15 protein-coding genes are annotated in these 17,717 nt (G+C 65.1%); 3 read left to right on the top strand and 12 right to left on the bottom strand.

The window, feature by feature from the left end:
• Positions 1 to 129: 129 nt before the first annotated feature.
• From ACR9YP_RS28650 to ACR9YP_RS28660, 3 genes are all read right to left on the bottom strand, one after another.
• Positions 130 to 1,398 (bottom strand): cytochrome P450, encoded by a 1,269-nt coding sequence (locus ACR9YP_RS28650; protein ID WP_438109108.1) that lies wholly within the window; start codon positions 1,396 to 1,398, stop codon positions 130 to 132.
• Between the two features lie 102 nt (positions 1,399 to 1,500).
• Positions 1,501 to 1,827 (bottom strand): hypothetical protein, encoded by a 327-nt coding sequence (locus tag ACR9YP_RS28655; RefSeq protein ID WP_438109109.1) that lies wholly within the window; start codon positions 1,825 to 1,827, stop codon positions 1,501 to 1,503.
• A 209-nt stretch (positions 1,828 to 2,036) separates the two neighbouring features.
• Entirely contained in the window at positions 2,037 to 2,810 is a 774-nt protein-coding gene (locus tag ACR9YP_RS28660) for a ferredoxin--NADP reductase (protein ID WP_438109111.1), read from the bottom strand.
• 157 nt (positions 2,811 to 2,967) lie between these two features.
• On the opposite strand from ACR9YP_RS28660, the gene ACR9YP_RS28665 reads away from it, so the two are divergent.
• Positions 2,968 to 4,164, top strand: a complete 1,197-nt coding sequence (locus tag ACR9YP_RS28665; RefSeq protein ID WP_438109112.1) for an amidohydrolase family protein — start codon at positions 2,968 to 2,970, stop codon at positions 4,162 to 4,164.
• A 118-nt stretch (positions 4,165 to 4,282) separates the two neighbouring features.
• On the opposite strand, the gene ACR9YP_RS28670 is transcribed toward ACR9YP_RS28665, so the two are convergent.
• From ACR9YP_RS28670 to ACR9YP_RS28705, 8 genes are all read right to left on the bottom strand, one after another.
• Positions 4,283 to 4,738 carry a MarR family winged helix-turn-helix transcriptional regulator gene (locus ACR9YP_RS28670; RefSeq protein WP_091888638.1) on the bottom strand — a complete coding sequence of 152 codons (456 nt, stop codon included), beginning with the start codon at positions 4,736 to 4,738 and terminating at the stop codon, positions 4,283 to 4,285.
• A gap of 25 nt (positions 4,739 to 4,763) precedes the next feature.
• Entirely contained in the window at positions 4,764 to 5,468 is a 705-nt protein-coding gene (locus ACR9YP_RS28675; protein WP_474217665.1) for an ABC transporter ATP-binding protein, read from the bottom strand.
• Positions 5,465 to 6,256 carry an ABC transporter ATP-binding protein gene (locus ACR9YP_RS28680; protein ID WP_128934453.1) on the bottom strand — a complete coding sequence of 264 codons (792 nt, stop codon included), beginning with the start codon at positions 6,254 to 6,256 and terminating at the stop codon, positions 5,465 to 5,467. Before ACR9YP_RS28680 ends, ACR9YP_RS28675 begins: the two co-directional genes overlap by 4 nt.
• The gene (locus ACR9YP_RS28685; protein ID WP_474217666.1) at positions 6,253 to 8,142 is read right to left on the bottom strand and encodes an ABC transporter permease; all 1,890 of its coding nucleotides are present in this window, start codon (positions 8,140 to 8,142) and stop codon (positions 6,253 to 6,255) included. The genes ACR9YP_RS28680 and ACR9YP_RS28685 overlap by 4 nt, the downstream gene beginning before the upstream one ends.
• A 70-nt stretch (positions 8,143 to 8,212) precedes the next feature.
• Complete coding sequence (locus tag ACR9YP_RS28690) at positions 8,213 to 9,415, bottom strand: ABC transporter substrate-binding protein (protein ID WP_438109116.1); 1,203 nt, start codon at positions 9,413 to 9,415, stop codon at positions 8,213 to 8,215.
• Positions 9,416 to 9,494: 79 nt separating this feature from the next.
• On the bottom strand, positions 9,495 to 10,079 hold the full coding sequence (locus ACR9YP_RS28695; protein ID WP_438109117.1) for an amino acid synthesis family protein: 585 nt from the start codon (positions 10,077 to 10,079) through the stop codon (positions 9,495 to 9,497).
• Between the two features lie 26 nt (positions 10,080 to 10,105).
• Positions 10,106 to 11,002: a UPF0280 family protein gene (locus ACR9YP_RS28700; RefSeq protein ID WP_438109119.1), complete on the bottom strand. Its 897-nt coding sequence runs from the start codon at positions 11,000 to 11,002 to the stop codon at positions 10,106 to 10,108.
• Positions 10,999 to 12,456, bottom strand: a complete 1,458-nt coding sequence (locus ACR9YP_RS28705) for a 6-hydroxynicotinate reductase (RefSeq protein ID WP_474217667.1) — start codon at positions 12,454 to 12,456, stop codon at positions 10,999 to 11,001. The genes ACR9YP_RS28700 and ACR9YP_RS28705 overlap by 4 nt, the downstream gene beginning before the upstream one ends.
• A gap of 244 nt (positions 12,457 to 12,700) precedes the next feature.
• Between ACR9YP_RS28705 and ACR9YP_RS28710 the strand changes: the two genes are divergently transcribed.
• Both ACR9YP_RS28710 and ACR9YP_RS28715 read left to right on the top strand, forming a co-directional pair.
• The gene (locus ACR9YP_RS28710) at positions 12,701 to 13,183 is read left to right on the top strand and encodes a (2Fe-2S)-binding protein (protein ID WP_438109121.1); all 483 of its coding nucleotides are present in this window, start codon (positions 12,701 to 12,703) and stop codon (positions 13,181 to 13,183) included.
• Positions 13,183 to 16,713 (top strand): molybdopterin cofactor-binding domain-containing protein, encoded by a 3,531-nt coding sequence (locus ACR9YP_RS28715; RefSeq protein ID WP_474217668.1) that lies wholly within the window; start codon positions 13,183 to 13,185, stop codon positions 16,711 to 16,713. Before ACR9YP_RS28710 ends, ACR9YP_RS28715 begins: the two co-directional genes overlap by 1 nt.
• On the opposite strand, the gene ACR9YP_RS28720 is transcribed toward ACR9YP_RS28715, so the two are convergent.
• Positions 16,710 to 17,678: a catechol 2,3-dioxygenase gene (locus ACR9YP_RS28720; protein ID WP_474217669.1), complete on the bottom strand. Its 969-nt coding sequence runs from the start codon at positions 17,676 to 17,678 to the stop codon at positions 16,710 to 16,712. The genes ACR9YP_RS28715 and ACR9YP_RS28720 overlap by 4 nt on opposite strands.
• Between the last annotated feature and the right edge of the window lie 39 nt (positions 17,679 to 17,717).

Below are 17,717 nucleotides of genomic sequence, written 5' to 3' on the forward strand. Positions count from 1 at the left end.
TAAGACGTCGATCTGCGACATGCGGCCAAGGAACTCCCGTCGTCTCCGACGTCCTAATGACAACAGGACCAACGGCACACCGTTCCTGGCTGATAACGCTCGACCAAGATTTTCCGAAGGGAGCCGATCTCAGCCCGCCGCGGTGAGGGAACGATCAATCATCGCTTCCGCGCGCGCCGCCGGTGTTCCGCGACCCTCAGTCGAGACGGGAAGATTTGCAATCGCGCGCAAACCCGGCCGCCTGCGCCAGCGGACCGCGGCGGGATCGACGGCCAAGCCAAGCTTCGGCCATCGCACGAACAGCGCTTCCAACGCGCACGCCGCCTCGATGCGCGCGAGCTGGTGGCCAAGGCAGAAATGGATTCCTGTTCCGAACGAGAGGTGGCGGTTAGGTTTGCGTTCGAGATCGAGCTTCTCGGGACGATCGTGCACCGTGGGATCCATGTTCGCCGCGGCGAGCATCACCATGACGCGATCGCCCTTCTTCAGGCGCACGCCGTCGACCTCGACATCCCGCCGCCCATAGCGCGGCTTGGAGAATTGCACTGGCGAGACGAAGCGCAGGAACTCCTCGACGGCGAGGCCGACGCGGCTCCAGTCTCCTTCGAGCCAATCGCGCAACCCAGGATTCCTGAGCAGTTCGTAAGCCGAACCGCTGATGAGATGCGTGGTGGTCTCCGAGCCGGCCGCAAGCAGCAGAAACACCATCGAGACCATTTCATCCGGCGTGATCTGGCCACCCTCGCGCTCGACCTGGACCAGCTCCGCGATCAGGCCTTCGCCGCCCTTTAGACGCGCGATCTGCAACTGCCGTTCGAGGTAGGCGCGCATCTTGCGGAACGCGAACAGCAGGCGGAAGAAGCTGACGGCATTGGTCAGCGAGGACATCGTGTTGGCCCAGGCGATGAATCGCGGACGGTCCGCCGGAGGCAGGCCCAGGAGCTCGGAGATCACCGCGAGCGGCAGGATACGCGCGTAGCGCTGGACGAGATCGACCGGACTTCCGTTCGCAAAGAGTTCGTCGGCGAGATCGTCGGCGATGGCGCGGATGCGCGGCTCCATCGCGACGATGGCGCGCCGACGAAAAGCCTCGTCCACGATGCTGCGCAGCCTGGTGTGATCCGGCTCGTCCATCGTCAGCATGTTGTTGGCGATGGTCCTGACGTATCTCGGCATCCACCAGCGCAGACCGGCGACGTCGCCATCCTCCTTGCGCAGCGTGAAGGTGGTGCCGTCCTTCAGGACCTGCGCGGTAGCGTCATGGGTCGTGGTGATCCAGACGTCGCCGACGAGAGGAAATCGCGTCGCGACCACGGGGCCGGACATGCGCAGCGTCGCGATCGCCTTGGCCGGATCGCGAAAGAAGGCCTCGCTGGTGAAATCGAGACGCGCTGTCATGGGTTCACCGGAGTGATTGCTGGCGTCTCAACCAGATGGTGCGCGGCGCGGCCGATGCAAGGTCGCAACGTGCACCTGCTTCGGCCGCAGACGTCGCAAGACCTATCCGCGTCCCGGAGATCGCTGCCCGGTCTTGCGCTGCTGCTGGCTGGTGTAGGCGTCCCAATGGCTCCAGCTGCCATTGCTGAGGCTTTGCAGGTCGGTTGCGAGCGGTCGGCGCGTGCGCTTGTCGTGATCGGCGATCACGCGCTCGGACTGCGCGATCTTGCGCTTGAGTTCCGCGATGGTCTTCTGGGTGTGGCCGTTCCGCTTCGACGAGGCGATCTCGCCCATCGTGAAGCGCGCAGTCTCCAGCGCCTTCAACTCGGCGCGATTCTTCTTCAACTGGACCCGGTGCCAGGCGATGTTGCTGTCGCTGTCCGCAACCATGTGGGAACTCCGCTGATTCGCTCCCATATAGTATCGTGCGCCGAATCGGCGCCGCAACGGGCGCCCGGCGGCGAAAATGCGACCTTATTGGGCAGGAATTACGGGGCCTATAGCGTTTTCGAGCGAAGCGGACATCGGTTCGCGTAAAGAAAACGCGTCAAAATGAGAATCCAGAGCCCCCCGTTCCGACTCATCGGAAGGGAAATGGCTCAGCGTTCGGCAAAGGCCTTTTCGACCACGAACTGGGCCGGCTCGCCGTGATTGCCCTCGACGAAGCCGCGTTCGCCCAGCAGCACGCGGGTGTCCGCGACCAGGGCCGGACTGCCGCAGATCATGACGCGGTCGTGGGCGGCTTCCAGGGCCGGCAGGCCGATGTCGGTGAACAGCTTACCTGACGTGATGAGGTCGGTGATGCGGCCGCGGTTGCGGAAGGGATCGCGAGTCACGGTCGGGTAGTAGATCAGCTGGTTCTGGATGTACTCGCCGATCAGCTCGTCCTTGGGCAGCGTCTCAGTGATCATCTCGCCATAGGCGAGCTCCCTGACGTGCCGGCAGCCGTGCAGCAGCACCACCTTCTCGAAGCGCTCGTAGGTCTCGGGGTCCTTGATCACGCTCAGGAACGGCGCAAGGCCGGTGCCGGTGCCGATGAGATAGAGGTTACGGCCCTCTTCCAGATTGTCGATCACCAGCGTGCCGGTGGCCTTGCGGCTGACGATGATCTCGTCGCCTTCCTTCAGGTGCTGAAGCCGCGAGGTCAGCGGGCCGTCCGGCACCTTGATCGAGAAGAACTCCAGCGTGTCCTCGTAATTGGCGCTGGCGACGCTGTAGGCCCGCAGCAGCGGCTTCTCGCCGACCTTGAGCCCGATCATGGTGAATTCGCCGTTGCGGAAACGGAAGGTCGGGCTGCGGGTGGTCTTGAAGGAGAACAGCGTGTCGGTCCAGTGGTGGACGCTCAAAACGCTTTCCTGATTGAAATTGCTCATCTCACCTTCCCTGTCGCTTCCAATGCGGTTCCGAGGCGGGCAGCTATGCGTCGTTTGTACACGATCATTCGTATACTAATGAATAATCCGGCTTGATCCCGCGGTCAAGGCTGCCCAAGATCGGAAGCGTTGCAGTTAGGAATAAGGAGCCCCTTCCATGGCGCATGACGCACCCCAGGCCACCGGACCCTCGAAGCTCGTGATCCGGAATATCGGCCTGATCCTGTCCGGCGCCCTGGAAAGGCCGATCCTGGACGGCGACACCATCGTTGCCGAGAACGGCAAGATCACCGCGATCGGCCGCTTCAAGGACGTCGATACCGAAGGCGCGACCACCATCGTCGACGCCCACGGCACCACGGTCGCGCCGGGCCTGATCGACAGCCACGTCCATCCCGTTGCCGGCGACTGGACGCCGCGGCAGAACCAGATCAACTGGATCGACAGCTACCTCCATGGCGGCGTCACCACCATGATCTCGGCCGGCGAAGTGCATATGCCCGGCCGCCCCCGCGACGTTGTCGGTCTCAAGGCCATGGCCGTATACGCCCAGCGCGCGTTCTGGACCTTGCGCCCCGGCGGCGTGAAGGTTCACGCCGGCGCGCCGGTGATCGAGTGCGAGATGGTCGAGGAGGATTTCAAGGAGATGGCCGCCAACGGCGTCAAGCTGCTCGGCGAAGTCGGGCTCGGTGGCGTCAAGGATGGTCCGACCGCGCGGAAAATGGTCGGCTGGGCGCGTAAATACGGCATCCAGAGCACGATCCATACCGGCGGCCCCTCGATCCCCGGCTCCGGCCTGATCGACAAGGACGTGGTGCTGGAGGCCGATACCGACGTGGTTGGCCACATCAATGGCGGCCACACGGCGCTTCCCGACGACCAGATCCGCTGCATCTGCGAGGGCTGCAAGCGCGGCCTCGAGCTCGTGCACAACGGCAACGAGCGCTCGGCCCTGTTCACGCTGCGCACCGCCCGCGATATGGGCGATCTGCACCGCGTCATCCTCGGCACCGACGCGCCGGCCGGCTCCGGCGTGCAGCCGCTCGGTATCTTGCGCATGGTGTCGATGCTATCCTCGCTCGGCGAGCTGCCGGCCGAGATCGCCTTCTGCCTTGCCACCGGCAACACTGCGCGGATGCGCGAGCTCGATTGCGGCCTGATCGAGGTCGGCCGCTCCGCCGACTTCGTCATCATGGACAAGGCGCAGCACTCGCCGGGCAAGACCATTTTGGAGAGCGTTCAACTCGGCGATCTCCCCGGCATCGGCATGACCATCATCGACGGCATCGTCCGCACCCAGCGCAGCCGCAACACGCCGCCGGCGGGCAAGGTACCGGAAGTGGTAGCGAAGTAGGCCAGGGGAGCGGTGCCGTAGGGTGGGCAAAGCGAAAGCGTGCCCACCATTCTTTCTCCAGTCGCAGAAATGGTGGGCACGGCGCCAGCGCGCCTTTGCCCACCCTACGAGACCGACATCACCGGAGCTTATTGAGCAGCGCCATCAGCGTCTCGCGCTCTTTTGCGTCGAGCGGCGCCAGCGTCTCGCGGGTGATCGCAAGCGCGTTCGGCGCCAGCTTCTCGGCAAGCTGCTGACCGGCGCGCGTCAAGCTGACCAGCAAACGCCGTCCATCTTCGGGATCCTGGCTCGTTTCCGTCAGGCCGCGCGCCGTCAGGCGGTCGATCACGCCCTTGATGGTCGCAACGTCCATCGCCGTCAGACGTCCGAGCTGGTTCTGCGAGCACGGCCCGGTCTCGGCGAGCTTCGACAGCGCCGCCCATTGGGTCGGTGTCAAATTGGTGCCGATGTCACGGGAGAAGATCGAACTGTGACGCTGCCACACCTGGCGCAGGATGAAGCCAACCTGCTCGTCGAGCACGTAAGGCGGTTTTGCCGGTTTGGCGTTCTTCTTTGCCGCAACGCTTCTCGCCATCCGTTCGCTGCCCTTCCCTTTGCCCTCACAACGACAGATGCGCGTCGCGGATATCCGGACGTGCGTCGAGCTCAACCATGGTGCCGCCGAAGCAGATGCGGCCGCGCTCGATGATGTAGGCGCGATCGGAAATCAGCCGCGCGAAATGCAGATTCTGCTCGGAGACGACGATGCTGACGCCTTCCTTCTTCATGGTCAGGATGGCATCGACCATCTGCTCCACGATCTTCGGCGACAGGCCCTCCGAAGGCTCGTCCAGCAGCACCAGCGACGGATTGCCCATCAGCGTGCGCGCGATGGTGAGCATCTGCTGCTCGCCGCCGCTCATGCGCCCGCCCGGACGATTCTTCATCTCACCCAGGTTTGGAAACAGCGCGAACAGTTTTTCGCGCGTCCAGTGCGGCGCGTTCGGACGCTTGGGCTGGCGGCCGACCTCGAGATTCTCCTCGACGGTCAGGTCCGTGAAGATGCGCCGCTCCTCCGGCACATAGCCGAGCCCTTCGCGCACGATCTCATGCGTCGGACGCACCGAGACGTCCTTCCCTTCGAACGTGATGCGGCCGGTTCGCTGCGCGACGAGGCCGACAATGGAGCGAAAGGTCGTCGACTTGCCGGCGCCGTTGCGCCCGAGCAGCGCGACGACCTCGCCCTCGCCGACCTCGAAGCCGATATCGAACAGGATATGCGCCGGACCATAATGGCTGTTGAGCGCTTCGACCGTCAGCTTCATGTCGAGGCTCCCTCGCGATGGCGGGCATCGTAGACAAGGCCCTCGCCGAGATAGACCGCCTGCACCTGCGGATTGCCGCGCACCTCGGCCGGCGAACCCTCGGCGATCAGCGTGCCGCGGTTGAGCACGATGATGCGGTCGGCATGCTCGAACACGACGTCCATGTCGTGCTCGGTGAAGAGCACGCCGATCGATTTCTCCCGCGCGATCTGCGCGGTCAGCCGCATCAGGTCGACGCGCTCGCGCGGCGCCATGCCGGCGGTCGGTTCGTCCATCAAGAGCAGCTTTGGCTGGTTGGCAAGCGCGACCGCAAGCTCGAGCCGCTTGAGGTCGCCATAGGCGAGCTCGCCGCAGGGCCGATCCGCGTAGCCGCTCATGCCGACCAGCTCGAGCAGACGGCCGGCCTCGCCGCGGTCGAACTTCGGCGCCGAGCCGAACAGATTGAACAGCTGCTTCCCGTGCGAGATCAGCGCGACCTGCACGTTCTCGCGCACGGTCATGGTAGCGAAGGTCGCCGTGATCTGAAACGTGCGCCCGACGCCGAGGCGCCAGACATCGCGCGGCTTCCTGCCGGTGATCTCTTCGCCGAGCAGACGGACATGGCCGGAATCCGGCTTGTTCTGGCCGTTGAGCATGTCGAAGCAGGTGCTCTTGCCGGCGCCATTCGGCCCGATCAGCGCCAGGATCTCGCCGGCGCGCAGCGAGAACGAGACACCGCGCACGGCATGGATGCCGCCATAGGATTTGGTCAGGCCTTCGACCGCGAGAAGTGGGGGTGCGACGCTCATTCGGCGGACTCGATCGGCTTGGCAAGCAAGGGGGATCCCGGCGGCGATGCTTTCTTACGGCGCTGCGCCAGCAGCTCCAGCATGCCGACGATGCCCTTGGGGAAGACGACGACGATCAGCATGATGAAGCCACCGAGCACGAGCTTCGATAGATCGGTCTGGCTGACCAGCCAGATGTTCAAAGCCTTGTAGACGATGGCGCCGATCACCGCGCCCGATACAGTTTCGACGCCCCCGAGCAGCACCATGACCAGCGCATCGACCGACAGCGAGATGCCGAGATTATCAGGGAAGACGCTGCCCTTGAGGTAGGCGAACAGCGCGCCGCCGATACCGGCAGTGGTGCCTGCGATCACGAAGGCAGTCCACTGGATACGCTTCGCGTCGATACCGATCGCTTCGCTGCGCAGCGCCGAGTCACGCGTCGCCCGGAGTGCATAGCCGAACGGCGAGAACACCATGGCTCGCAGCGCGATGGTCACCAGCGCCGCGACGCCGAGCGCGAGCCAATAGAAATGCGATGGGCTCGCGGCCCAGCTCGACGGCCAAAGGCCCAGAATACCGTTGTCACCGCCTGTCACGTTCACCCACTGGAATGCGATCGACCACACGATCTGCGCGAAGGCGAGCGTCAGCATGGCGAAATAGACGCCGGATAGCTGCACTGCGAAGAAGCCGAACACGGCCGCGCCCAGGCAGCCGAGCAGCGGGCCGAGCAACAGACACACGATCATCGGCAGCCCCGCCATCTTGGCGAGGAAGGCGATGCCGTAGGCACCAAGCCCGAAATAGGCGGCATGGCCGAACGAGGCGAGCCCGCCGACGGACATCAGGAAGTGCAGGCTGACGGCGAAGATGACGAAGATCGCGATCTCCGAGCCGACCGTCAGCGCGTAATTGCCGGCGAACAGCGGCAGCGTCGCTGCGATGACGAGCGCGGCAAGAGCCGCCAGCCGTTCATTCGACGTCAGCGGGCGCCAGGGATTGACGGTGAGACCAGGCGTCTTGCGCGCGGCCGCCTCGGGCTTGCCGAACAGGCCCCAGGGCCGGACGATCAGCACCACCGCCATCACCAGGAAGACCAGGATGATGGAGATCTTCGGAAAGATCAGGATGCCGAAGGCATTGAGCTCGGACACCAGCACCGCCGCAACGAACGCACCGACGATGCTGCCGAGACCGCCGATCACGACCACGACGAACACTTCCACGATGATCCGAAGATCCATGGCGTGATGCACGGCATCGCGCGGGATCTGGAGCGCGCCGCCGAGGGCGGCGAGGAAGACGCCGACCGCGAACACGCTCGTAAACAGCCACTTCTGGTTCACGCCGAGCGCGGCGACCATGTCGCGGTCCTGCGTCGCGGCGCGCACCAGGACGCCCCAGCGCGTGCGCTGGAACAGCAGCCAGAGAATGCCGAGCACCACGGGTCCAAGCACGATCAGGAACAGATCATAACTCGGAATGTTCTGGCCGAAGAAATCGATCGCGCCCTTGAAGCCGGGCGCGCGGCGGCCGACGAGGTCGTCAGGCCCCCAGATCAGCACCACGAGATCTTCGACCATCAGGGTCAGGCCGAAGGTCGCGAGCAGCTGGAACAATTCGGGCGCGTGATAGATGCGCCGCAGCAGCACCATCTCGACGATGACGCCGATCAGCGCCACCGCCAGCGCCGCCAGCACGATCCCGCCCCAGAAGCCGAACGCACCCGACAGCCGCTCGGTGAGCGTGAAGGCGATGTAGGCGCCGATCATGTAGAAGGCGCCATGCGCGAAATTCACGATCCGCGTCACGCCGAAGATGATCGACAGGCCCGAGGCCACCAGGAACAGCGACGCTGCGCTGGCGAGACCGGTCAGAAACTGTACGACATAAAAGGCCATCGGCGGTCCGGGTTAGGTTTGAAGTCACCTCTCCCCGCTCTTGCGGGGAGAGGTAGGGGATAAAGAGAGATCAATCCTTCGGACGCAGCTTCTCGACTTCGGCGTCACCAGGCAGATAGTCCGCGCCCTTCTTGTAGGACGAGTCCACCATCACACCCTTGCCGTCCTTCAGCGCGGTCTTGCCGACATAGGCACCAAGCGTCGACTGATGGTCGATCTTGCGGAAGGTGATCTCGCCGAACGGCGACGGCATCGACAGCCCTTCAGCTGCCGCGATCAGCTTCTCCGGATCGGCCGAGCCGGCCTTCGCCAGGATTGCCGCCGCCGATTTGATGGTCTGGTAGCCGACGATCGAGCCGAGGCGCGGATAGTCGTTGTACTTGACCTGGTAGGCCTTCAGGAACGCGTCATGCTCGGGCGACTTGATCGAGTACCAGGGATAGCCGGTGACGATCCAACCCTCCGGCGTCTCGTCCTTGAGCGGATCGAGATATTCGGGCTCGCCGGTCAGGAAGGAGACGACCTCGCGCCCCTTGAACAGGCCGCGGGTGTTGCCTTCGCGCACGAGCTTGACGAGATCGGCGCCGAAGGTGACGTTGAGGATTGCTTCCGGGTTGGCCGCGGCCACCGCCTGCACCACCGGGCCCGCGTCGATCTTGCCCTGCGGCGGCCATTGCTCGTCGACCCACTGGATGTCCGGGCGCTTCTCCGACATCAGCTTCTTGAACACCGCGACCGCCGATTGACCGTATTCGTAGTTCGGCGCGATCGTCGCCCAGCGTTTCGCGGGCAGCTTGCTGGCTGCTTCCACCAGCATCGCTGCCTGCATATAGTTGGAGGGACGCAGGCGGAAGGTGTATTTGTTGCCCTTGGACCAGGTGATCGCGTCCGTGAGCGGCTCGGCCGCGAGGAAGAACACCTTCTTCTGGTTGGCGAAGTCGCTGACGGCGAGGCCGATGTTCGACAGGAACGTGCCCGTGAGCATCGCAACACCCTCGCTCGAGACGAGCTCATTGGCCGCGGTCTGCGCATCCGCCGGCTTGCCGCCATCGTCCTTGGAGATGACGACGAGCTTCTTGCCGTTGATGCCGCCGGCCGCGTTGATCTGTTCGACCGCGAGCTGCCATCCCTTGCGATAGGGCTCGGTGAAGGCCGGCAGCAACGAATAGCTGTTGATCTCGCCGATCTTGATGTCCTGCGCCAGGGCCGAATGGGCCATGCCGCCGGCCAGAAGCGCGAAGGCCGCGCCGACAAAAACGTTTCTTGCTCGCATCCCAACCTCCAGTTTTGAACTTCTCTGTCGTTCGCACACGATTTGATCGGAGAACCCGTGCCCGGCTCTCCGGATCGCGTTATCTCAAACCGTCCTCGCCCTTGATCTCCGCAATCGTCAGCCCGCCGACGCGCGGCAGCGGACGGCCGCTGTCGGTGACGGCAACCGCAACCATGATCTCGTTGGCGCGCGGCGCATCGTTGATCTGTACTTCCATGCCGTCGAAATGGCTGCGTACGAAGGCTGCGTCCTTGTGCCCCAGAGGGATGTCCAGCGTCGTGCCGGGACCGCTGCGCTTCTTCGACGATGGGATCAGCGCCGCGCCCTTGCTCAGCACCTTGCGCACGGGCACCCCCATCTTCGGATGCAGGATCGCGGCGGCATGCTCCAGCTCGCCGTTCTCGCCGACGGCTGCGGCCTTGCCGTAGCTCTGCGCCTTCGCGCCATCGATGCCGAGCGCCGCCACCGCGCGCTTCGACAGCAGCTCGCCCAGCTCCTCGCCGATCGCGATCAGCGGGGAAAGGTCTTCGACATATTTCCCCGCAAAGGGATTCTCGATCACGGCGATCGCCGCGGCGCGCCGGGTCGGCGGCGACACCTGACGCCCCATCTCCATCTGGGTCTCTTCGACGACGGTGACGATCTTGCGGATGATCGCGCTCATGATTGCTTCCTCAGGCTCTTCCCTGTTCAGGCATGAACCGCGTTCTCCAGCATGGGCCGGCGCGATCGTTGCCGTTCAATATCTTTCGGTCCGATGACAAGCATATCACCACAAAGCTGCAACACGGCACCCTCGATCAATCCGCGATCGAATAATTGCCGTGCACATTCCGCGCCAGATTCCAGCGCGGCCGCGATCTCATTGTGCGACAACTGGCCGACCTCGCGGGTGACAAGGCGCACCCCGAGATCGCTGTCAGGCTGAAGCTCGTTGGCGGGCTTGCGGATGATGGCCGGATGTCCCGGCAGATCCACCGCGTTGGCGATGATGGTGGCCGCCGCATCGGCCTGCGATGCCGTTGCAGCCAACACGGTCACCGCGTCGGCGATCCCGAGCGAAAAACTGCGACCGTGGCGTCCACTGGTCGCGATCCCGCGTATGGGGTCGGCTGAATAGACCCTCAGGGTCCGCATCACGCCGGAGCGATCGGGCCGGTCTATCAGACCGACCGAAAAATGCTCGCCTTCGCCGAGATGAAGCGCGATATCGCCGCCATTGTTGACGTAGGCTTGATTGAGGGTTGCGGCTCCGAGCATTGCGCCAAGGATCTCTTCCGCTACGCTGCCGGCCACCGCGGCCATCGGCGTGATGAAGCAATCAGCGGCATAGGGCGCGACGGCGGCGTGCATCCGCCGCGCGACCACGCCCTTCAGCGAAGTCCGCCCCGCAGCGGCCATCCGCAGCTCCGGCAATTCCGCGCAGAGTTCGTCGAGCAGTCCGGTGAACCGCCGCGCGGCCGCCTCATAGGCGGCACGCACCTCGTCCGCGCGGCCCCTCGCCTCCACGATCAAATCAATCGGTCCATCCTGCAAATGCAGCCGCCGGCCATCAGACAGCAATGCGATTTGCGGGCGCCGTGTCATGCCCGACGTCCCGGAATCGGATTCTGCCAGGGCAGCTGGCGGACATCGTCACCGCCCTTCACCTCCGCCAGCGGCTTCACATAATCCATGTGCCCGCCGAGCGCGGCATAGTCGGACAGCTTCATCGTGAACTCGATCGGCGCGACCAGCGCCGGCGTCGGCACGTAGCCAAAGGCGCCCGCCGGCATCTGCGTTACGTCGACCATGTAGGTGATGCCGCCGCCGGGCCAGACATAGACCGGCGCGCCGCCGCTGGTGACGCGCGTCAGCGCGTCCTTCACCGAGCGCGTCAGCCGCACCGGATTGTCGGTGACACCCGCGCGCAGCGAGCCGCCGGCGCCCGCCATGAACAGCACCGTGCACAGCGCCGGCTCGCAATTCTCCTGGATGCGCTCGACCGAAAACTTCAGGTCATCAGGCATCTCGGTCTCAACCGGCTTCAAGGCCTCGTCGAGCACATAATAGGACGAATGCTCGCCGGTGGTGGAGACCATCAGCATGGTCAGACCGGGCTTGGCTTCCTTGGCATCAAATGGGCCGAGGATCGAGAGCGGATCCGAGATATTGGTACCGCCCCAGCCGGTGCCGGGATCGGCGACCTGGAAATAGCGGCCGGGCGTCGAACGGCGGCCCTTCATCTTGATGCCGGTATCGGCGATGTCGAGCAGCTTGCCGGCCTGATGTTCCGAGAGCACGCCGGTGATGTGGTCGTCGACCACGACGACCTCATCGACCTTGCCGTGCCACTGCTTCGCGAACATGCCGATCGTCGCCGAGCCGCAGCCGACCCGCATGCGCTCTTCCTTCACGCCGTTGACGACCGGCGGCTGGCCGGCCTGCACCACCACGCTCGCGCCGCCGTCGATGGTGAGCTCGACCGCCTTGCAATTGGCGAGATCCATCAGCGTGTCGCAGGTGACGCGCCCCTCTTTCTTGGAGCCGCCGGTGAGATGATGCACGCCGCCGAGCGAGAGCATCTGCGAGCCGTACTCGCTGGTGGTGACGTGGCCGACCGCCTCGCCCTGCGCGCGAACGGTCGCGGTCTCCGGCCCGAGATAGCGGTCGGTGTCGATCTTCACCTTGATGCCGCAATAGGAGAAGATTCCCTCGGTAACGACAGTCACCATGTCGACGCCGTCGACCTCCGCGGAGACGATGAATGGCGCCGGCTTGTAGTCGGGATAGGTCGTGCCCGCTCCGATCGCCGTCACAAAGGTTGAAGGCTCGTGGACGATCTTGCCGTCCCAGTCTTCCGTGCGGCTGAAGGGGACGAGCTTGCCGCCATGCGAGACGGTGCGCTCCAGGATCACGTGCGGATCGACGCGAACGAGCTTGCCGTCGTGGTTGGCGTAACGGTCGCAGGCGCCCGCCGCGCCCGGCTTGATGTAGCACATCACCGGACAGGCATCGCAGCGGATCTTGTCGACGGCAGCGCTCGTTGTTTCCATCACCATGTCAGAGCCAGCGGAGACCGCGGTTATCATTCGTATACGAACGATGTTGCGCGCGGTCCCGATAGCTGTCAAGCGGCGGTGCGGCGCAAAAGATGCGCCTGCCGCATAAAACCTCATATGCCTATCCGCTCTGTCCACAAAGAAGGCAGTCGCGCTGCAGTGCGGCATGACGGCTTGCACGTTTGTGTACAAACGGTATCGTCGCGACTTACAAATCGCGTGATGACAGGGCTTGGGAACGAGGATGACGCAGACACCGATCCGCCTCACCGTAAACGGCAGGATCCACGAGGTCACTGCGGCGCGAGACACGCCTCTGCTCTACGTGCTGCGCAACGACCTCGCACTCAACGGGCCGAAATATGGCTGCGGCCTCGGTGAATGCGGCACCTGTACTGTCCTGATCGACGGGGCCGCGGCGCGATCCTGCGTGATTCCCGTGAGCGGCTGCGCCGGCCGCGACATCGTGACGCTCGAAGGCCTCGGTACGCGCGACAGGCCTGATGTCGTGCAACAGGCCTTCATCGACGAGCAGGCCGCGCAATGCGGCTATTGCCTCAACGGCATGATCATGACCACCAAAGCGCTGCTCGCGATCAATCCGCGTCCGACCGAACAGGAGGCGCTGGCGGCGCTGCGCTACAATCTCTGCCGCTGCGGCACGCATGTCGAAATCCTGCGCGCCGTGATGCGCGCCTCCGGCCAGCTCACCGAGGCCGTTGATTGATGGCCTCCCCGCATCCGAACGGAACTGAGCGGCCATCCGGTTCGCTCGTCGTCATCAGCACCGTGGACGAGGTCACAACCGAGACCTATGTCCGCATCACCGCCGACGGCGCGGTCACTGCCTATAACGGCCATGTCGATCTCGGCACCGGCATCCGCACTGCGCTGGGCCAGATCGTTGCCGAGGAGCTGGATGTATCCTTTGCGCGCGTCGTCGTCGTGCTCGGCGATACCGCATTGGTGCCGAACCAGGGCGCGACGATCGCGAGCGAGACGATCCAGATCACGGCCGTGCCCTTGCGCAAGGCCGCAGCCCAGGCGCGCCACTTCTTGATCGCACGCGCGGCCGAGCGGCTCGAACTGCCGGCGGCCGACCTTAGGATCGACGACGGTCTCGTCCGGGGCCCCGACAATCGCAGCGTCAGCTATGGCGAACTGATCGGCGACGAGACGATCAGCCTCGAGCTTGCCGACGTCGTCGCGGTCAAGGCGGCCAGCGATTATGCCATCGTCGGCCAGTCGATGCCGCGGGTCGACGTGCCGGCCAAGGCCACGGGCGAGCTGACTTTCGTGCACGACGTCCGGGTATCAGGCATGCTCCACGGCCGCGTGGTGCGTCCGCCCTATGCCGGCGTCGATGCCGGTCCGTTCGTCGGCACCAGCCTGATCGCGGTGGACGAATCCTCCGTGCGCGACATTCCCGGCCTGGTGGCCGTGGTGCGGATCGGCGATTTCGTCGGCGTGGTCGCCGAGCGCGAGGAGAACGCGATCCGTGCGGCAGAGCAGCTCAAGGTGAGCTGGAAGCCGACGCCTGCGCTGACCGATCTCGCCGATGTCGAGACCGCGCTGCGCGCCAATCCATCGACGCCGCGCACGCTGATCGACAAGGGCGACGTCGATGCGGCAATATCAGGCGCGGCCAAGCCGATGCAGCGCACTTATGTCTGGCCATATCAGATGCACGCCTCGATCGGTCCGTCCTGCGCGGTCGCCGACTTCCAGGACGGCAACATCCGCGTCTGGTCCGGCACGCAGAACCCGCACGTGCTGCGCAGCGATCTGGCGCTGCTGATCGAGCGTCCCGAGAGCGAGATCGAGGTCGTCAGGCTCGAGGCCGCCGGCTGCTACGGCCGCAACTGTGCCGACGACGTCACGGCCGACGCGCTGCTGCTGTCGCGCGCGGTCGGCCGGCCCGTGCGCGTGCAATTGACGCGCGAGCAGGAGCACGCCTGGGAGCCCAAGGGCACCGCGCAGCTGATTGATGTCAATGGCGGCCTCGACGCGGACGGCGGCGTTGCTGCCTACGATCTCGCCACGCGTTATCCGTCGAATGCGGCGCCGACGCTGGCGCTGCTGCTGACGGGCCGCATCTCGCCCGAGCCTGCCGTGCTCCAGATGGGCGATCGCACCGCGATCCCGCCTTACGACTACGACAACATGCGTGTGGTCGCCCACGACATGCCGCCGATCGTGCGCGCGTCCTGGTTCCGCGGCGTCTCGGCGCTGCCGAACACCTTTGCGCATGAATCCTACATCGACGAGGCCGCGACCGAGGCTGGCGTCGACCCGATCGACTATCGCCTGCGCTACCTGAAGGAGCAGCGCGCGATCGATCTCGTCAATGCGGTCGCCGAGCGCGCTGGCTGGACGCCGCGACCGGTCCGCGAGGAGAAAGACGGCGAGGTCGTGCACGGGCGTGGCTTTGCCTATGCGCTCTATGTCCACAGCAAGTTCCCCGGCTATGGCGCTGCGTGGTCGGCCTGGGTCGCCGACGTCGCGGTGAACAAGACCACCGGCGACGTCAGCGTCACGCGCGTGGTCGCCGGGCAGGATTCCGGCTTGATGATCAATCCGGACGGCGTGCGCCACCAGATCCACGGCAACGTCATCCAGTCCACCAGCCGCGCGCTGATGGAGGAGGTCTCGTTCGAGCGCGGCACGGTGGCGGCGCGCGAATGGGGCGCCTATCCGATCATCCCCTTCCCCGACATGCCCAAGATCGACGTGCTGATGCTGCCGCGTCAGGACCAGCCGCCGCTCGGCGTCGGCGAGTCCGCATCGGTGCCGAGCGCGGCGGCGATCGCCAACGCGATCTTCGATGCCACCGGCGTACGCTTTCGCGAGCCGCCATTCACGCCGGAGCGCATTCTCAGGGGATTGCACGGCGATGCTGCGGCCACGCCGCAGGCCCTGCCCGCGCCTGCCACCCCGCCGCCATCACGCATCTGGGAGAACCCGTTCGCCAAACGCGCCGGCATCTTCGCGGCGATTGCGGCGGTCTGCACCGCTGCGATCGGCATCGGCGCGGCGCTTCTGCCGGGGCGCGCAATTCCCCCGATCGCCCGGCCCGACGCATCGGTCTATTCCGCAGCGACGATCGCGCGCGGCGAGCAGCTTGCAGCGCTCGGCAACTGCGCGGAGTGCCACACCAGTCTCACGGGCGTGCTCAATGCGGGCGGCCGCGCGCTGGAAACGCCGTTCGGCACGATCTACTCGACCAACATCACGCCCGATGTCGAGACCGGCATCGGCGCCTGGTCCTACCCCGCCTTCGAGCGCGCGATGCGCGACGGGCTGCATCGCGACGGACGGCAGCTCTATCCTGCCTTCCCCTACACGCATTTTTCGAAGACCAGCGAGGCCGACCTGCAGGCGCTCTATGCCTACCTGATGGCGCAGCCAGCGGTGCGCGCGACACAGCCTGCGAACACGCTAACCTTCCCTTTCAATCTTCGGCCGCTGCTCGCGGGATGGAACGCGCTGTTTCATGAGGCGGGTGAATTCAAGCCCGATCCCGTGAAGTCGGAGCTTTGGAATCGCGGCGCCTATCTGGTCGAAAGCCTCGGCCATTGCAGCGCCTGCCATTCGCCGCGCAATGCGCTCGCTGCCGAGCAGCGCGGGGCCTATCTCGCCGGCGGCTTTGCCGAGGGCTGGGAAGCGCCGGCGCTGACCTCGCTCTCCCGCGCACCGATCCCGTGGAGCGAGGACGAGCTGTTCGCGTATTTGCGCACCGGCCATTCCCGCTATCATGGCGTCGCGGCCGGCCCAATGGCGCCGATCGTCCGGGACCTCAAGGCCCTGCCCGACCAGGACCTCCGCGCAATGGCGGTCTATCTCAATTCGTTCAATGACACCGCGAGTGACAGACAAACCCAAGACGCGCTCGCGACGAAACTCGAGAACGCGACGCAAGTCATCGTCGCCGCGTCCACCGGCGCGCGGCTCTATCAGGGCGCCTGCGCCGTCTGCCACGAGGTCGGCGGCCTGCCGCTGTTTGGCACCCGGCCCCCGCTCGCGCTCAACAGCAATCTGCACAGCGAATCGCCGGACAATCTCGTGCAGGTCATCCTGCACGGCATCACCGAACCCGTCTCCAGCGATCTCGGCTACATGCCCGCCTTCAAGGGCAGCATGAGCGACGCGCAGGTCGAGGAGCTCGTCGCCTTCCTGCGCAAGCAGTTCGCGCCGGACAAGCCGGCGTGGACGGGCGTGCGCGAGACGATCGCGCGCGCACGCGCATCCGCAAATTAGCCGTGCTTCTTGATCTCCACCGGCGGCGTGCCGTGGATGTGGAATGACTCGATCGTCTTCAGGCCCCAGGCCTGGCCCTTCTTGCGCTCCTCCTCGGTCCACACGATCGGCTTCCAGTCCGGCGCGAGGATGAGACGTGCGCCAGCATTGGCGACCTCGACGCGGTTGCCGCCGGGTTCGTAGACATAGAGGAAGAAAGTCTGCTGGATCGCGTGCTTGTGCGGGCCGGTCTCGATATGCACGCCGTTCTCCAGGAAGATATCTGCCGCGCGAAGAATCTCCTCGCGGCTGTCGAGCGCGTAGGTGACGTGGTGGAATCGGCCGGGCGTGCCTGAATGATCGAGTGAATAGGCGAAGTCGTAGCTCTTGTTCGACATCGTCAGCCACATTGCGGCTTCACGGCCGTCGTTGAGCACGATCTGCTCGGTGAGACGGCAGCCGAGATAATTCTCGAAGAACTCGCGGTTGGCCTTGATGTCGACGGCGAGGCAGTTGAGATGGTCGAGCCGGCGGACGTTGACGCCGCGCGCCGGAAAACGCTGGGCCTGGTTCTTCAATGCGGGCTTCAGCTCCGGCGGCGCCTGGTACCATTCGGTCTCGTAATAGAGCTCGACGATGTGACCATCGGGATCGCGGCAGCGGAAGGTCGGCCCCTGCCCCATGTCGCCATCGATCCAGCCGATGTCGAAGCCGGAGCCCTTCAACGCGGCGACGCGGCGCTCCAGCGCCTGCTGGCTGCGCGCGCGCAGCGCCATGTGCTCCATGCCCGACGTCTTCGACGCCGTGAGCTTGAGCGAATAGCGCTCGTAATCGTCCCAGCCGCGCAAATAGACCGACTCGCCTTTCTGCCCGCTGACGGTCATGCCCATGACATCGACGAAGAACTTCAGGCTTTCGTCAGGCTTGGGCGTCAAGAGCTCCATGTGGCCGAGATGGGCGAGATCGAGGATCGGTTCGGGCTGCATGCTTTCCTCCAAACGTGGCCGCCAAGCGTGGCTACGATC

This window comes from Bradyrhizobium sp. BR14999 (assembly GCF_056106085.1).

Excerpts from the sequence above, each read along its gene's own strand:
- ACR9YP_RS28650 (WP_438109108.1), bottom strand. The coding sequence starts at position 1,398 with ATGACAGCGCGTCTCGATTTCACCAGCGAGGCCTTCTTTCGCGATCCG.
- ACR9YP_RS28655 (WP_438109109.1), bottom strand. The coding sequence starts at position 1,827 with ATGGTTGCGGACAGCGACAGCAACATCGCCTGGCACCGGGTCCAGTTG.
- ACR9YP_RS28660 (WP_438109111.1), bottom strand. The coding sequence starts at position 2,810 with ATGAGCAATTTCAATCAGGAAAGCGTTTTGAGCGTCCACCACTGGACC.
- ACR9YP_RS28665 (WP_438109112.1), top strand. The coding sequence starts at position 2,968 with ATGGCGCATGACGCACCCCAGGCCACCGGACCCTCGAAGCTCGTGATC.
- ACR9YP_RS28670 (WP_091888638.1), bottom strand. The coding sequence starts at position 4,738 with ATGGCGAGAAGCGTTGCGGCAAAGAAGAACGCCAAACCGGCAAAACCG.
- ACR9YP_RS28675 (WP_474217665.1), bottom strand. The coding sequence starts at position 5,468 with ATGAAGCTGACGGTCGAAGCGCTCAACAGCCATTATGGTCCGGCGCAT.
- ACR9YP_RS28680 (WP_128934453.1), bottom strand. The coding sequence starts at position 6,256 with ATGAGCGTCGCACCCCCACTTCTCGCGGTCGAAGGCCTGACCAAATCC.
- ACR9YP_RS28685 (WP_474217666.1), bottom strand. The coding sequence starts at position 8,142 with ATGGCCTTTTATGTCGTACAGTTTCTGACCGGTCTCGCCAGCGCAGCG.
- ACR9YP_RS28690 (WP_438109116.1), bottom strand. The coding sequence starts at position 9,415 with ATGCGAGCAAGAAACGTTTTTGTCGGCGCGGCCTTCGCGCTTCTGGCC.
- ACR9YP_RS28695 (WP_438109117.1), bottom strand. The coding sequence starts at position 10,079 with ATGAGCGCGATCATCCGCAAGATCGTCACCGTCGTCGAAGAGACCCAG.
- ACR9YP_RS28700 (WP_438109119.1), bottom strand. The coding sequence starts at position 11,002 with ATGACACGGCGCCCGCAAATCGCATTGCTGTCTGATGGCCGGCGGCTG.
- ACR9YP_RS28705 (WP_474217667.1), bottom strand. The coding sequence starts at position 12,456 with ATGGTGATGGAAACAACGAGCGCTGCCGTCGACAAGATCCGCTGCGAT.
- ACR9YP_RS28710 (WP_438109121.1), top strand. The coding sequence starts at position 12,701 with ATGACGCAGACACCGATCCGCCTCACCGTAAACGGCAGGATCCACGAG.
- ACR9YP_RS28715 (WP_474217668.1), top strand. The coding sequence starts at position 13,183 with ATGGCCTCCCCGCATCCGAACGGAACTGAGCGGCCATCCGGTTCGCTC.
- ACR9YP_RS28720 (WP_474217669.1), bottom strand. The coding sequence starts at position 17,678 with ATGCAGCCCGAACCGATCCTCGATCTCGCCCATCTCGGCCACATGGAG.